Source organism: Arthrobacter sp. FW306-06-A, assembly GCF_021870055.1.
GTDB lineage: Bacteria > Actinomycetota > Actinomycetes > Actinomycetales > Micrococcaceae > Arthrobacter.
On sequence record NZ_CP084552.1, the window covers coordinates 870,210 to 884,343 of the forward strand.

Genomic DNA, 14,134 nt, shown 5'->3' on the forward strand with positions numbered 1-14,134 from the left:
GGCTAGGATGAAAATCATGACTTACAAGCTGATTCTGCTGCGCCACGGCCACAGCGAATGGAACGCCAAGAACCTGTTCACCGGCTGGGTGGACGTTGACCTGAACGACCAGGGCCGTGCGGAAGCAGCGCGCGGAGGTGAGCTGCTGGTGGAGAACAACATCCTCCCTGACATCCTCTACACCTCCCTGCTGAAGCGGGCCATCAACACGGCCAACATCGCACTGGACAAGGCCGACCGCGGCTGGATCCCCGTCAAGCGCGACTGGCGCCTGAACGAACGCCACTATGGCGCGCTGCAGGGCAAGGACAAAGCCCAGACCCTGGCCGAGTTCGGTGAAGATCAGTTCATGGAATGGCGCCGCTCCTACGACACCCCGCCGCCGCCCCTGTCCGATGACTCCGAGTTCTCGCAGGCCCACGATCCCCGCTACGCGGACCTGGGCGACGCCCTCCCGCGCACCGAGTGCCTGAAAGACGTCCTGGTGCGGCTCCTGCCCTACTGGGAATCGGACATCAAGGAAGACCTCAAGGCCGGGAAGACCGTCCTGGTCACCGCGCACGGCAACTCGCTGCGCGCACTGGTCAAGCACCTGGACGGCATCAGCGATGAGGCCATCGCCGGGCTGAACATCCCCACGGGCATCCCGCTGGTGTACGAACTGGACGAAAACTTCCAGCCGATCAAGCCCGGCGGCACCTACCTCGATCCCGAGGCCGCCGAGCAGGCCATCCTGGCCGTCGCCAACCAGGGCAAAAAGTAAGACTTCGCGGTTCTTCGCCGGGTGCTCGGTCGTTCCTCCCTTAGGCGCACTCCGGCCGAAGAACGCGCTGCGTCAAAGGTGAAACGACGACGGCGGCTGGTCACCTCAGGTGACCAGCCGCCGTCGTCGTTCTACTGGGCTTAGCTGTGCTCGGTGGCGTTCGGCTGCCAGGCGCCCGTGACCAGGTAGGTCACCTTCTGGGCAACGGAAACTCCGTGGTCAGCGAACCGCTCAAAGTAACGGCTGGCCAGGGCCACGTCCACGGTGGTGGCGGGGGAGCCTGACCAATCGGGTGCCGCGATGGCCTTGAAGACGCTCAAGTGCAAATCGTTGATGGCGGTGTTGGCCTTGAGGATGTCCCGGGCCACCTCAAGGTCACGGCTCTCCAGGAGGACGGTCAGCTTGTCAGCGATTTCCTGGTCCAGTTCGGCCATTCGGTTGAACGTGTCCGTCATGGATTCCGGAATAACCGTGGAGGGGTACCGGAGGCGGGCCAGCTGGGCGATGTGGCGGGCCAGGTCGCCCATGCGCTCGAGGGAGGCGCTCATCCGGAGGGAACCTACGATCATGCGCAGGTCGCTGGCGACTGGACCCTGCAGCGCCAGAATGTCGATTGCCCGCTCATCCAGGCTGTTCTGCAGGAAGTCAATGCGCGCATCCGCTGCGATGACGTCCTGGGCGAGGTCCACGTCCGCTACCTGGAAGGAGGTAGTGGCCTTGGCCATCGCTTCGCTGACCAGCCGGGAAATCTCCACCAGCTGGTCACCGACCTGGGTGAGCTCTTCCTGAAAAACCTTACGCACGTAGGCGTCCTTTCCTTGGAACTCCCGCCGGCCGCTCCAGGGCAGCAGGAATCGTGTCGCCGTTGGGCGCTCTAACCAGCAACTCTGGCATCGTCCGGTGAACGATTATGCCCACACAGATGAACGTTAGTTGAACCGTTTGCCGGATGGCTCCGAAGACGGCGGACGGCTCCAGGCAAGAGCATAAAGTGGAGCTGTGGATCCTATGCTCATTGGTCTGGTCGCCGGCCTTATCGGCCTGGCGCTTGGCACGTTCGGCGTGCTTGCCTACCGGGTCAGCGAGAAGCAGCGTGAGCTGCTGGACGTCGAACCCGAGGAGCCTGCGCTGCCGGCCGGTGCAGCGGAGGTGCTTGCCGTCGTCGGACGTGCCTTTGTGGTGCTGGACGACGTGGATGGTGTGGTCCGTGCCAGCCCCGCAGCCTACGCCTACGGCCTGGTCCGAGGGCATACTGTGGTCCACAAGGAACTCCTGGACATGACGGCAGGGGTCCGGCGGGACGGCGTCATCCTGGAAAAGCAACTGGAGCTTCCGCGGGGACCGCTGGGGCAGGGGACCATCATCGTCCAGGTCCGGGCAGCCATGCTGGGCGAGGAATACATCCTCCTCCTCGCTGATGACCGCACTGAGATCACCCGGACCGAAGAGATCCGCAACGACTTCGTCGCCAACGTGTCGCACGAACTGAAAACCCCGGTGGGCGCCATCTCGCTGCTGGCCGAGGCACTCGAATCCTCCGCCGATGACGAGGAAGCCGTCCGGCGCTTCGCCAAGCGCATGCACAAGGAATCGGCCAGGCTGGCCGCCCTGGTCCAGGACATCATCGAACTTTCCCGCCTGCAGGGCGCCAGCGTGATCCAGCAGGGCGGACCCGTGGACATTAACTCGGTTATTGCCGAGGCCGTGGATCGGTCACAGCTTCCCGCGGAGAGCAAGAACATCAGCATCGTGGTGGGCGGACGAACCAACGGCAAGGTGTTCGGCGACCAGGACCTCCTGGTAACGGCCCTGCGGAACCTCATTGACAACGCCATCCGCTATTCACCCCCCAACACCCGGGTCGGCATCGGCGTGCGTTCCAGGGAAGGCCTGGTCTCGATTTCCGTGACCGACCAGGGGGAGGGGCTCAGCCCCGAGGAGCAGGAGCGCGTCTTCGAGCGCTTCTACCGGGTGGACGCGGCACGGTCCCGCCAGACCGGCGGTACAGGCCTGGGCCTGAGCATCGTCAAGCACGTGGCCTCCAACCATGGCGGTGAAGTGACGCTGTGGTCCCAGCCCGGGCAGGGATCCACCTTTACCCTCCGGCTGCCCGAAATGGAAGGGCAGGAGGGCGACGGCGGTCCTTCAGTTCCGGGAGCGCCGGCAGTGTTGGCGGCGCAGGTGCGGGAGACACCCGGGCAACCAACTCTGACCCAAGTACCCCGCGCCGCCGGCGCACCAGAACCGGGCGCTACAGAACAAGGAGCCAACGCTTGAGCAGGATTTTGATTGTGGAGGATGAGGAATCGTTCAGCGATCCCTTGTCCTATTTGCTGGGTAAAGAAGGGTTCGAGGTGGAGGTGGTGGACAACGGACTGGACGCCATCACCGAATTCGACCGCAACGGCGCCGACCTGGTGCTGCTCGACCTGCAGCTTCCGGGCCTCTCCGGCACCGAGGTGTGCCGCCAGCTGCGACAGCGCTCCAGCGTCCCCGTGATTATGCTGACCGCAAAGGACTCCGAGATCGACAAGGTAGTGGGCCTGGAGCTTGGCGCAGATGACTACGTGACCAAGCCGTACTCGTCCCGCGAACTGGTGGCCCGGGTCAGGGCCGTGCTGCGGCGCCAGGGTGAGCCGGAAGAGCTGATCTCGTCCACGGTCCAGGCCGGACCTGTCCGCATGGATATCGAGCGGCATGTGGTGAGCGTGGGGGGCGAGCAGGTCCTGCTTCCGCTGAAGGAATTCGAACTCCTGGAGATGCTCCTGCGCAACTCGGGCAGGGTTCTGACCCGGGGCCAGTTGATCGACCGCGTGTGGGGCTCCGACTATGTGGGCGACACCAAGACCCTGGATGTCCACGTGAAGCGGCTCCGCGGCAAGATCGAGCCCGATCCCTCCGCCCCGCGCTACCTGGTGACTGTCCGCGGCCTCGGTTACAAGTTCGAACCCTAAACGGGACGGACAGCGGCACAACAAAAGGGAGGAACCCAGTGGGCTCCTCCCTTTTGTTGTGTTTGTTGGCCTCCGGGCCCGGTGACCGCTTAGCGGCTGGTGGCGGTTGCCGTTGCGCTCGGAGTGGCGCTGGCGGACGAGCTTGCCCCTGCCGATGTGCTGGCGGAGGAGCTGGCGCTGGCTGACGAGCTTGCGCTGGCTGAAGAGGAAGACGTCGCCGAGGAGCTCGGGGTGGGGACGTAGTTCTTGTACTCCTGGAGGGTGGCGTCCAGGACCGGAACCTTCACCGTGTTGCTGACGTTGGTGCCGTTTTCGCTGATCTTGACGTCCACCAGGGAGCCGGGCTTGCCGCCGGTGGTGCTCAAGATGGCGGGATCAGACTTCTCGTTGAGCAGGGTGTAGGAGTTGGCTTTTACCGGAACCTCTGTCTGCGACCCCTTGGCGCCGTTGACCGTGAGCTTCACGTCCTTGGAGGAAGAGTTGTAGACGGCGCCGATAAGGCGGCCGGGCTCGTTTTCGCCCGTGGAGACGATGAGGATGTTCCGCAGCTGCAGGGGACCGAGGTCTGCGCGGATGCCGTCCGAGGCGGAGTACTGATGGCTGGTCTGCTGGGGCGTGATGTAACCGCAGCCCGCGGTCAGCAGGCTGGCGCCAAGGGCAGCAGCCGTCAGTGCCAGTTTGCCGCGCTGGGCCCGGTTCATCGCAGTGGAACGCACGTCACGTACTCCTCAAGAAATTTGAAGTCTTTTTCAGCCATAGCCTATCCGCAAAGAGGGTCAAACGAGGATTCGGCCGTGTCACAACCCCTATGGGAACGCTCACTTGATGCACTAATCTGCGCATTCGTCAAGAGGGTGGACGAGGTTGATTGGGCCGCTTTTCCGCGTATTTTCGCGGTTGCAGGCACTTTCCCCGGCCGGTCATATGCCTGAATCGTGATAAACTGGTCAGCGGGAAAGGGGAAATGTCCACATGGTATTTGAGGTCGGCGAGACAGTAGTTTACCCTCACCACGGTGCTGCGAAGATTGAAGAAATCAAGATGCGCATCATCAAGGGCGAAGAGAAGATGTATCTCAAGCTCAAGGTGGCCCAGGGTGATCTGACCATTGAAGTTCCAGCAGAGAACGTTGACCTTGTTGGGGTCCGGGACGTAGTGGGCAAGGAAGGCCTGGAGCACGTGTTCGATGTGCTCCGCGCCGAGTTCACCGAGGAGCCCACCAACTGGTCACGCAGGTACAAGGCAAACCTGGAGAAGCTTGCTTCCGGTGACGTCATCAAGGTGGCAGAGGTTGTTCGCGACCTGTGGCGCCGGGATCACGACCGGGGCCTTTCCGCAGGCGAGAAGCGAATGCTGGCCAAGGCCCGCCAGATTCTGATTTCAGAACTGGCGCTGGCTGAAAAGACCGACGAGGAGAAGGCTGCAAGCGTTCTCGACGAGGTCCTGGCTTCCTAAGAATTTAGCCCCGGCGCACGCAAGTGCCGCCGGGGCTTCTTTTTTTGGGCGCACCGGCGGTGCCCGCGCACCCGCCGGAAGTGCCGGCGTCGTAGGCTAGTCCGCATGAGTGAATCACCTCCGCGCCTGGTCACAGCCGTCATCCTGGTGGCCGCAGGTTCCGGGCAACGCCTCGGCTATGGCATGCCCAAGGCGGCCGTGCCGCTTGGCGGCGAGCCGATCCTGATGCATTCCCTGCGCGGCATCGTCGCGTCCGGGGTTGCCACGCAGGTGTGCGTCGCCTTGCCCGCGGGGGACCAGGGCCTGCGCCAGCTGTGCGACGACTTCCGCGGAGAACTCGCCGACGGCGGTCCCCTCCTGAGCCTTGTCGAAGGCGGGTCCACCAGGGCTGACTCCGTCCGGGCCGGCATCGCTGCCCTGATGGAGGGGATCGAGGCGGTGCTGGTGCACGATGCCGCGCGCGCACTGACACCTGAGTCGGTTTTCCACCGTGTGTCCGACGCGCTGGCCGCCGGTGCAGATGCCGTCATTCCCGCGCTTCCGGTCGTGGACACGGTCAAGACCGTAGCCGCCACCGCGGGGGAGGGCGCGGTTTTCGCCCCCGAGGTTGTTACCGGGACTGCCCGCCGCGAGGAACTGCGCGCGGTCCAGACGCCCCAGGGTTTCAGGATCGACACCCTGTTGCAGGGCCACCAGGCGGCACAGTCCTTGGACGAGGAACAGTCCGCGGCTGTCACCGATGACGCCATGCTGGTTGAAATGCTCGGCACTTCCGTCCACGTGGTCCGCGGATCAACGCAGTCCCTCAAAATCACCACTCCGCTGGACCTGATCTTCGCCGAAGGCCTCCTGGAAGGCCCGCTCGGAGCCCGGTGGGTGGAAGGATGAGCCACGACATGGTCCTCCCGCGGACCGGCGTGGGAATCGACGTCCATGCCTACGCCCCCCACGACGCCCCACGCCCGCTCTGGCTGGGTGGCCTGCTCTGGCCCGGAGAACGCGGCCTCGCCGGGCACTCTGACGGTGATGCCGTGGCGCACGCTGCCGCGGACGCGCTGTTCTCCGCCGCCGGCATCGGGGACCTTGGCACGCACTTCGGCACGGACCGGCCCGAGTTTGCCGGCGCCTCCGGTGCCACCCTCCTGGCCGAGGCAGCCCGGATTGTCCGGGCAGCCGGCTTCGAGATCGGCAACGTTGCGGTGCAGTTCGTGGCTAACCGGCCCAAGTTCGGGCCCCGCCGGGAGGAATCCCAAAGAGTCCTCAGCGAAGCGGCGGGCGCGCATGTGGGGGTCACGGCAACCACCAGCGACGGCTTGGGCTTCACCGGACGTGGAGAGGGCATCTCCGCGGTAGCCACCGCCCTGGTGTACCCGCAGCAGTCCTAAGCCATCGGCTAGTCTGGAGCGGTGACCCTGCGCTTCTATGACACTGCCTCCGCCGAAGTCCGGAACTTCGTCCCCCTCATCGAGGGCAAGGCCAGCCTCTATTACTGCGGGGCCACCGTCCAGGGCATGCCGCACGTGGGCCACATCCGTTCCGCCATCGCTTTCGACCAGCTGACGCGCTGGCTGCAGTATCGGGGCCTGCGGGTCACCGTCGTCCGCAACGTGACGGACATCGATGACAAGATCCTGGCCAAGTCTGAGGCTTCCTTCGCGCCGGACTTCAGCCCGGAAGCGGGGGAGGTCCCCCGCGAAGAGTGGTGGGCGCTGGCGTACCGCTACGAGCGTGAATTCCTGAAGGCGTACGACACCCTCGGCGTTTCCCGCCCTACCTACGAACCTCGGGCCACCGGGCATATCCCCGAGATGCACGCCCTGATCCAGCAGCTGATTGAGCGCGGCCACGCCTACCCTGCCCTTGACGATTCCGGTGACGTCTACTTCGACGTCCGCTCCTGGGACCGGTATGGTGCGTTGACCCGGCAGAACATCGACGACATGCAGGCAGCGCCCGACGCCGATCCCCGCGGCAAGAAGGACCCCCGCGACTTTGCGCTGTGGAAGGGCTCCAAGGAAGGAGAGCCGGCCACCGCCAGCTGGGCCTCGCCCTGGGGCACGGGCCGGCCGGGCTGGCATCTTGAGTGCTCCGCTATGGTCACCAAGTACCTCGGCACTGCTTTCGATATCCACGGCGGCGGCCTGGACCTGCGCTTCCCGCACCACGAAAACGAGATGGCGCAGTCGCAGGCGGCCGGCCATTCGTTTGCCAACTTCTGGATGCACAACGGGATGGTGACCTACCAGGGCGAGAAGATGTCCAAGTCCATCGGCAACACCATCAGCCCTGCCGAGATGCTGGAGGTGGCCCCGCCGCGCGTGGTGCGGTACTACCTTGGCCAGGCGCATTACCGCTCGGTGCTGGATTACCGGCCCACCTCGCTGCAGGAGGCCGCGGCCGCCGTCGAACGCATAGACGGGTTCCTGGCCAAGGCCGCGGCACGGTTCGGCGGCGACGCCGGGATCGCCGATGGCAACCACGGCCCCTCCTCCGGAATCGACGCATTCTGCGAAGCCATGGACGACGACCTCAACGTTCCCCGCGCCCTGGCGGCGTTGCACGAGACGGTCCGGGCCGGCAACACTGCCCTGGCGGAAGGTGACGACGCCGCCGCACGGGATGCGATGCACGCAGTGGTCCTCATGACGGACGTCCTGGGCCTCAACGCCGTCGCCGGGTCCGCAGCCGTGAACACGCGGGAGGCCGAGGCGCTGGAGGTCCTCGTGGAAGCCCAACTGGCAGCGCGCGCAGCTGCCCGCGCCGAAAAGGACTGGGCGGCTTCCGATGCCATCCGGGACACCCTGAACCAGGCCGGCGTGGTGGTGGAGGACGGCCCGGATGGCGCCACCTGGAGCCTCAAGCGCGACTGAACCCTGCCCAGCCCGGTTGAACCCCACTCACCGGCGGCCAGCCCCGATTTTTTTCGGGTCAGTAGACTGGTATGCAGACTCAGTCAGCACAATCAAGGGTGGAACATCATGGCCAACAATGGTCGCCGATCGGTGAAAGCGAAGAAGGGCCCAACCGTCGGAACCGGGGGCCACGGCCGCAAGGCCCTCGAAGGCAAGGGCCCCACGCCCAAGGCCGAGGACCGCGTGTACCACAAGGCCCACAAGGCACGGCAGCTCGCCGAACGGTCCGCTGCCAAGCGCGGTACCGGTGCCCGCAGCGCCGGGGCCGCCAAATCCGGCCCCAAGGGACGTGCCACCGAGGAAGTGGTCACCGGACGCAATTCGGTGGTTGAAGCCCTCCGCGCAGGCATCCCCGCCAAGGCACTGCACGTGGCCATCCGCATCGAGATGGACGACCGCGTCAAGGAGTCCCTGAAGCTTGCCGCCGAACGCGGCATCCCGCTGATGGAGACCGGCAAGCCCGAGCTGGACCGGATGACGGATGACGCCGTCCACCAGGGCCTGGTGCTGCAGATCCCGCCCTACGAGTACCAGGACGCTTACGAACTGGCCGAAGAAACCGTGGAGAAGTGGAAGAAGGGGCACGTCGCCAACGCCCCGCTCTTCGTGGCCCTGGACGGCATCACTGACCCCCGGAACCTGGGCGCCATCATCCGCTCCGTCTCCGCGTTCAGCGGCCACGGCGTCATCGTGCCCGAGCGCCGTTCCGTGGGTGTCACCGCCGCCGCATGGAAGACCAGCGCCGGCGCCGCAGTCCGCGTGCCCGTGGCCCGCGCTTCCAACCTGAACAACGCCCTGAAGCAGTTCAAGAACATGGGCATCTTCGTGCTGGGGCTCGACGGCGACGGCGACGTTTCGCTGCCGGACCTCACCCTGGCCACCGAACCGGTATGCATCGTGGTGGGCTCGGAAGGAAAGGGCCTGAGCCGCCTGGTCCGGGAAAACTGCGACCAGATTGTCTCCATCCCCATCGATTCCGCCATGGAGTCGCTCAACGCCTCGATGGCCGTGGGCATCTCGCTGTACGAGGTCTCACGCCAGCGCGCCGCGGGATAGTTTCGGCGGGATAGTTTCTCCGGGACTTGATCCCGGGCAGGTTGCCGGCGCCGCAGGGGTGTCCGGGCTGGTCAAGTGCTGCTGACCGCTACTATTTAGGTGATGGTCATGCCGCTTTTCGACACAACATCCGCCATGGACGCCTCCACGGCTGCTCCGCTTGGGGTGAGCGTTCCGCGCGCGGATTCCGGCGGCACCCGCCACCACACGGGCGGACGGGCCAACGTTGCCTGCCTCGCGCCGGCCGTCTCCAGCCTGGACATCGTCTACTGCCCTCCGGGCGGCCAGTGGCGGATCCAGACCCTGGCCAACATCACAAAAGGCGTCCACCACGGCATCGTTGAGGACATGCCCTACGGCTCGCGCTACGGCTTCCGTCCGTCATCGGACACCCGGCCGTTGCCGCCGGCCCTTATCCCGGGCAATGGGAACGGTTCGGGCAGGCAGCCCCTCCTGCTGGACCCGTACGGCAGGGGAATCGACCAGCGCGGCGGCGTCCTCACCAGTGTCCGCACCGCCACCGAGTTCGACTGGGGAACCGATGAACGCCTTAGTCTTCCCTGGCGCAACACCATCGTCTATGAAGCCCATGTGGGCGGCCAGAGCATGCTGCACCCGGATGTGCCGGAAAAACTGAGGGGCACCTACGCCGGCCTGGCGCATCCTGCCGTCGTCGAGCACCTCACCAGCCTGGGCATCACGTCTGTCCAGCTGCTGCCAGTCCACTTCCACATCGATGAGCCGCACCTGCAGGATCTGGGCCTCAGCAACTACTGGGGCTACAACACCGCTGCCTTTTTTGCCCCCCACCCGGGGTACGCCACCCAGGCGGCACAGGAAGCCGGTGCCCAGGCTGTCCAGGACGAGTTCAAGGCCATGGTCAAGGCGCTGCACGCCGCCGGGCTGGAGGTCATCCTCGACGTCGTCTACAACCACACCGCGGAAGGCGGAGAGGACGGGCCGGTCCTAAGCTTTAAGGGCTTGGGGGAGGACACGTACTACCGGGTGGACGGCCACGGCAAGTTCGTCGATACCACCGGCTGCGGCAACTCGCTCAACTTTGCTGAACCCAAGGTGGTCCAGCTGGTGACTGACTCGATGCGCTACTGGGTGGACGAGTTCCACATCGACGGCTTCCGCTTTGACCTGGCTGTCACGCTGTGCCGCAATGCGGCGAACGAATTCGACCCCAAGCACCCCTTCCTCACCGGCGTCGCCGCCGATCCCGTCCTGTCCGAGGTCAAGCTGATCGCCGAACCCTGGGACATTGGCTACGGCGGCTGGCAGACCGGCCAGTTCCCGCCCGGGTGGGTGGACTGGAACGACCACTTCCGGGACGCAGTGCGGACCTTTTGGCTGGCAGACAGGGCGGCGATCGATTCCGGCGGCCACGGCGGGACCATGGCCAAGCTGGCGGACGCCTTGTCCGGTTCCGCAGGCCTCTTCCAGGCCTCCGGCCGTTCGCGCCTGGCCTCGGTCAACTTTGTTACCGCCCACGACGGCTTCACCATGAACGACCTGGTGTCCTACGACCGCAAGCACAACGAGGACAACGGCGAAGAGAACAGGGACGGGCACGGGGACAACCGCAGCTACAACCACGGTGTGGAGGGCCCTACCGAGAACGGTGCGATCCTGGCCAAGCGGGCCCAGTCCAGGCGCAACCTGATGGCATCGCTGATGGTCTCGCTGGGGGTGCCCATGATCACTGCCGGAGACGAGCTGGCAAGGACGCAGCAGGGCAACAACAACGCCTACTGCCAGGACAACCACATCACCTGGCTGGACTGGACGCTCTCGCCGGAGGCACACGAAATGCTGCGCAGCACCAAGCGGTACATCCGGTTGCGCAAAGAGTTCCTGGCCGCCCAGCCCCACGACTTCCCGGTCCGGGACGAGCAGTCCTATCTGTACTGGTTCGACCAGGACGGGCAGCCCATGTCCGCCGAACGCTGGAATGATCCGCAGCAACGTGTCATGCAGCTGCTGCTCGGCGATGACGGCGGCGACCTTGCTGGCCTTGTGGTGGTCAACGGCAGCGCCTCGGACGTGCAGGTCACCCTTCCGAACACAGGGAGGCCGGCCCCCAGCCTGTTCGAGCTTCGGCTGACTACCTCACCGCGCCACAAGGAGCGGCAGGGCATACAGGTGCCGTCGGGGAAAACGGACCTCGCGGAGGCCAACTCCATCAACATCTACCGCACGTAGCCAGAAACTACCCAGCCCCAGAACAACCAGGACCAGCCGGCAGGTACCCCGAATGCGCAACCGCTCCATCGTTCCCTTGCTCATCACCACCCTGGTGGTGCTGGCCATGGTGGCGTTCGGCGGGGCCGGGCTACTGGGCGGGCAGACGGAAAGTACGACGCCGGGAACGGCTTCCAGCCAGGCGTCCCCTCCGGGCGGCGCGGCTGCGTCCGGGGCGGCGAAGCAGTCTGCGCCCCACCGCGCTGCCAACCCGTCCAGCCTGCCCGAAATCAGGGAGTCCTCGCTCCCGGTCGAAGGCCGCAGGGTGCTGGCGCTGATCCGCGCGGGCGGCCCGTACCCGTACAGCCAGGATGACCAGGTCTTCGGCAACTTCGAGCGCGTCCTGCCAGTCAGGGACCGGGGCTACTACCGCGAATACACGGTCCCCACGCCCGGCGAAGGGGACCGGGGCGCCCGGCGCATCGTGGCAGGGAACGGCGGCGAGAAGTATTACACGGGGGACCACTACGCAACGTTCAAGTACATAGCGGAAGGCAGTTAGCACAACCATGAAAATCTTCTCCGGCGACACCTGGACCCTGGAAGAACTGCAGGAACAGGTTGCCGACGCCGGGCGCCGCAGCGTGGTGGTCCCGCCGGCGGACAGCAAGCGCGCGGTCCTGGAAACCTTCGGCGAGGTCCTGGGCTTTCCCGAACACTATGGCGTGAACCTCGATGCCCTGAACGACTCGCTCCACGACTTCGCCGACAGCATTACCGACAACGGCAATCCGCCCGTCACGGTGCTGTGGCAGGTGGCCGCCCCGTTCCGCAGCGACCGGTCGTTCGGCATCATCTGCGAAATCCTGCAGGATGCCGAACGGTACGCGGGCAAGGACCTTGCCGTCACGGCAGTGCTGCTCTGAATCAGACCTTGATGCCCTAACCCCGCGCCGCCAGCACTAGCCCTGCGGGCGCTCCTCGTGCGAAACATAGGTGTCCAGCAGTGCCGAGGCCCTGCCGCCGTCGTCCTCCTGCGCCAAGCCCTTCCGCATGCTTTCCGCCTTTTCCCGCCCTGCCGGGAAGGGCGGGAGAAGCGGGACTTCGGGGTCGGTCAGCACCTCGATCACCACGGGGCAGTCCGCGGCGAAGGCCTGGTCCCACGCCTCTGCAAGAAGCTCCGGATCCTCGACCCGGATGCCTTTGAGCCCCAGCAGGTCGGCGTAGCCGGCAAAGGGAAAATCGGGCAATTCCTGGCTCGCCGCAAACCGCGGCTCCGCCTCCGACTCGCGCTGTTCCCAGGTAACCTCGGTCAGCTCCCGGTTGTTGAAGACGCACACCACGAACCGCGGGTCCTGCCACTGGCGCCAGCGGTGCGCCACCGTGACCAGCTCGGCCACGCCCAGCATCTGCATCGCGCCGTCCCCGGCCAGGGCCAGCAGCGGACGGTCCGGGTGGGCCAGCTTGGCAGCGATGCCGTACGGGATGGAGCAGCCCATGCTGGCGAGGGTCCCGGAGAGGTGGGCAGGGACACCCTGGGGGAGCGTCAGTTGGCGGGCGTACCAGTACACGCAGCTCCCGACGTCGACACTCACCAGGGCGTCTTCGGGAAGCCGGCCATTGAGCTCGCGCACCACACGTTCCGGGTTGACAGGGCTGGCGGGGACAGCGGCGCGGTCTGCAGCCAGGATGCGCCAACGGCTGACTTCTTCCTCCACCTCGGAGCGCCACGGGGTCCGCGGACGGTGTTCCAGCCGTTGGTTGAGGGCGTCAAGGGCTGAAGCGGCGTCGCCTGCCAGGCCCACCTCCACGGGGTAGCGGTTGCCGATCTTCTTTTCGTCGATGTCGATCTGGACGGTACGGGCCGCACCGGGCGGCGGATAGAACTCGGTCCAGGGATCGTTGGAGCCCACAATCAGGAGGGCGTCGCAGGTGCCCAGCAGGTGCGCGCTGGCCGTGGTGCCGAGGTGTCCCATGGTTCCCACCGCGATGGGCAGGGTCTCATCCACGTAGGGCTTGCCCAGCAGGCTGGTGGCGATTCCAGCGCCAAGCTTCTCGGCAATCGCCACTACTTCCTCGCGCGCGTGCCTTGCTCCCTGGCCCACCAGGAGCGCCACCCGTTCCGCCGAGTTGAGCAGGGCGGCCGCGGCTGCAAGGTCCTCTTCGCGCGGCGTCTTGGCTGCGGCGCTCCAGGACGGGGCGGTGACCACGATGCCGTGCTGCTGTTCAAGCTCCGGCTCCGGCGCGGACTGCACGTCGTGCGGGATGATCACCACGCAGGGGGAGGAGGTGGCCTTCGCCGTCCGGAAGGCCCGGTCCAGCACCATGGGCACCTGCTCCGCCGTGCTGACCTGCTGCACGAACTGGGAAGCAACGTCCTTGAACAGCGCCATGAGGTCGATTTCCTGCATGTAGGCAGAACCCAGCACGGTGCGGCTTTGCTGCCCCACGACGGCCACCACCGGCACGCCGTCCAGCTTGGCGTCGTACAGCCCGTTGAGCAGGTGGACGGCGCCGGGGCCTTGGGTGGAGGTGACCACTCCTACGCCGCCGGTGTATTTTGCATGGCCCACGGCCATGAACGCCGCGGACTCCTCATGCCGCGCCTGGACAAACTCAACACGGCCCTCGGTGCGGCGCAGGGCGCCCATGAACCCGTTGATGCCGTCGCCGCTGTAGCCGAAGACCCGGTCCACACCCCACGTGGTGAGGCGCTCCACGATTACATCGGCCACCGTACGTTCGGTCATTGGTCCTCCTGGGTCGGGTTCCTGGCCTGCCTGCCAGGAACCGTACCCTTCAGACGC

14 protein-coding genes are annotated in these 14,134 nt (G+C 65.8%); 11 read left to right on the plus strand and 3 right to left on the minus strand.

Annotated elements, in window-relative coordinates; genetic code table 11:
• The first annotated feature begins 16 nt into the window (after window positions 1-16).
• Window positions 17-763, plus strand: coding sequence for a phosphoglyceromutase (locus tag LFT49_RS04245; RefSeq protein ID WP_236801099.1), 747 nt, complete (start codon window positions 17-19; stop codon window positions 761-763).
• A gap of 140 nt (window positions 764-903) precedes the next feature.
• On the opposite strand, the gene phoU is transcribed toward LFT49_RS04245, so the two are convergent.
• Window positions 904-1,566, minus strand: coding sequence for a phosphate signaling complex protein PhoU (phoU, locus tag LFT49_RS04250; RefSeq protein WP_236801100.1), 663 nt, complete (start codon window positions 1,564-1,566; stop codon window positions 904-906).
• A 205-nt stretch (window positions 1,567-1,771) separates the two neighbouring features.
• Between phoU and LFT49_RS04255 the strand changes: the two genes are divergently transcribed.
• Both LFT49_RS04255 and LFT49_RS04260 read left to right on the plus strand, forming a co-directional pair.
• Complete coding sequence (locus LFT49_RS04255; RefSeq protein ID WP_236802783.1) at window positions 1,772-3,040, plus strand: sensor histidine kinase; 1,269 nt, start codon at window positions 1,772-1,774, stop codon at window positions 3,038-3,040.
• Window positions 3,037-3,717 (plus strand): response regulator transcription factor, encoded by a 681-nt coding sequence (locus LFT49_RS04260; protein WP_056330255.1) that lies wholly within the window; start codon window positions 3,037-3,039, stop codon window positions 3,715-3,717. The genes LFT49_RS04255 and LFT49_RS04260 overlap by 4 nt, the downstream gene beginning before the upstream one ends.
• An 89-nt stretch (window positions 3,718-3,806) precedes the next feature.
• Here the strand turns inward: LFT49_RS04260 and LFT49_RS04265 are convergent, their stop codons facing one another.
• Entirely contained in the window at window positions 3,807-4,418 is a 612-nt protein-coding gene (locus LFT49_RS04265) for a hypothetical protein (protein WP_236802784.1), read from the minus strand.
• A 271-nt stretch (window positions 4,419-4,689) separates the two neighbouring features.
• Between LFT49_RS04265 and LFT49_RS04270 the strand changes: the two genes are divergently transcribed.
• From LFT49_RS04270 to LFT49_RS04305, 8 genes are all read left to right on the plus strand, one after another.
• A complete protein-coding gene (locus LFT49_RS04270) occupies window positions 4,690-5,172 on the plus strand; it encodes a CarD family transcriptional regulator (protein ID WP_237429851.1) in 483 nt (160 codons plus the stop codon).
• Between the two features lie 105 nt (window positions 5,173-5,277).
• Entirely contained in the window at window positions 5,278-6,060 is a 783-nt protein-coding gene (gene ispD / locus LFT49_RS04275) for a 2-C-methyl-D-erythritol 4-phosphate cytidylyltransferase (RefSeq protein ID WP_236801101.1), read from the plus strand.
• Window positions 6,057-6,557, plus strand: a complete 501-nt coding sequence (gene ispF / locus LFT49_RS04280) for a 2-C-methyl-D-erythritol 2,4-cyclodiphosphate synthase (protein ID WP_236821247.1) — start codon at window positions 6,057-6,059, stop codon at window positions 6,555-6,557. Before ispD ends, ispF begins: the two co-directional genes overlap by 4 nt.
• 21 nt (window positions 6,558-6,578) lie before the next feature.
• Entirely contained in the window at window positions 6,579-8,042 is a 1,464-nt protein-coding gene (gene cysS / locus LFT49_RS04285; protein ID WP_237429852.1) for a cysteine--tRNA ligase, read from the plus strand.
• A gap of 108 nt (window positions 8,043-8,150) precedes the next feature.
• Window positions 8,151-9,140: a 23S rRNA (guanosine(2251)-2'-O)-methyltransferase RlmB gene (rlmB, locus tag LFT49_RS04290; RefSeq protein ID WP_236801106.1), complete on the plus strand. Its 990-nt coding sequence runs from the start codon at window positions 8,151-8,153 to the stop codon at window positions 9,138-9,140.
• Window positions 9,141-9,242: 102 nt separating this feature from the next.
• On the plus strand, window positions 9,243-11,348 hold the full coding sequence (glgX, locus tag LFT49_RS04295; protein ID WP_237429853.1) for a glycogen debranching protein GlgX: 2,106 nt from the start codon (window positions 9,243-9,245) through the stop codon (window positions 11,346-11,348).
• Between the two features lie 52 nt (window positions 11,349-11,400).
• Window positions 11,401-11,889: a ribonuclease domain-containing protein gene (locus tag LFT49_RS04300; protein WP_237429854.1), complete on the plus strand. Its 489-nt coding sequence runs from the start codon at window positions 11,401-11,403 to the stop codon at window positions 11,887-11,889.
• Window positions 11,890-11,896: 7 nt separating this feature from the next.
• Window positions 11,897-12,253, plus strand: a complete 357-nt coding sequence (locus tag LFT49_RS04305; protein ID WP_236801112.1) for a barstar family protein — start codon at window positions 11,897-11,899, stop codon at window positions 12,251-12,253.
• A gap of 36 nt (window positions 12,254-12,289) precedes the next feature.
• Here LFT49_RS04305 and LFT49_RS04310 read toward each other — a convergent pair whose 3' ends face one another.
• Complete coding sequence (locus LFT49_RS04310; protein WP_237429855.1) at window positions 12,290-14,077, minus strand: thiamine pyrophosphate-requiring protein; 1,788 nt, start codon at window positions 14,075-14,077, stop codon at window positions 12,290-12,292.
• Between the last annotated feature and the right edge of the window lie 57 nt (window positions 14,078-14,134).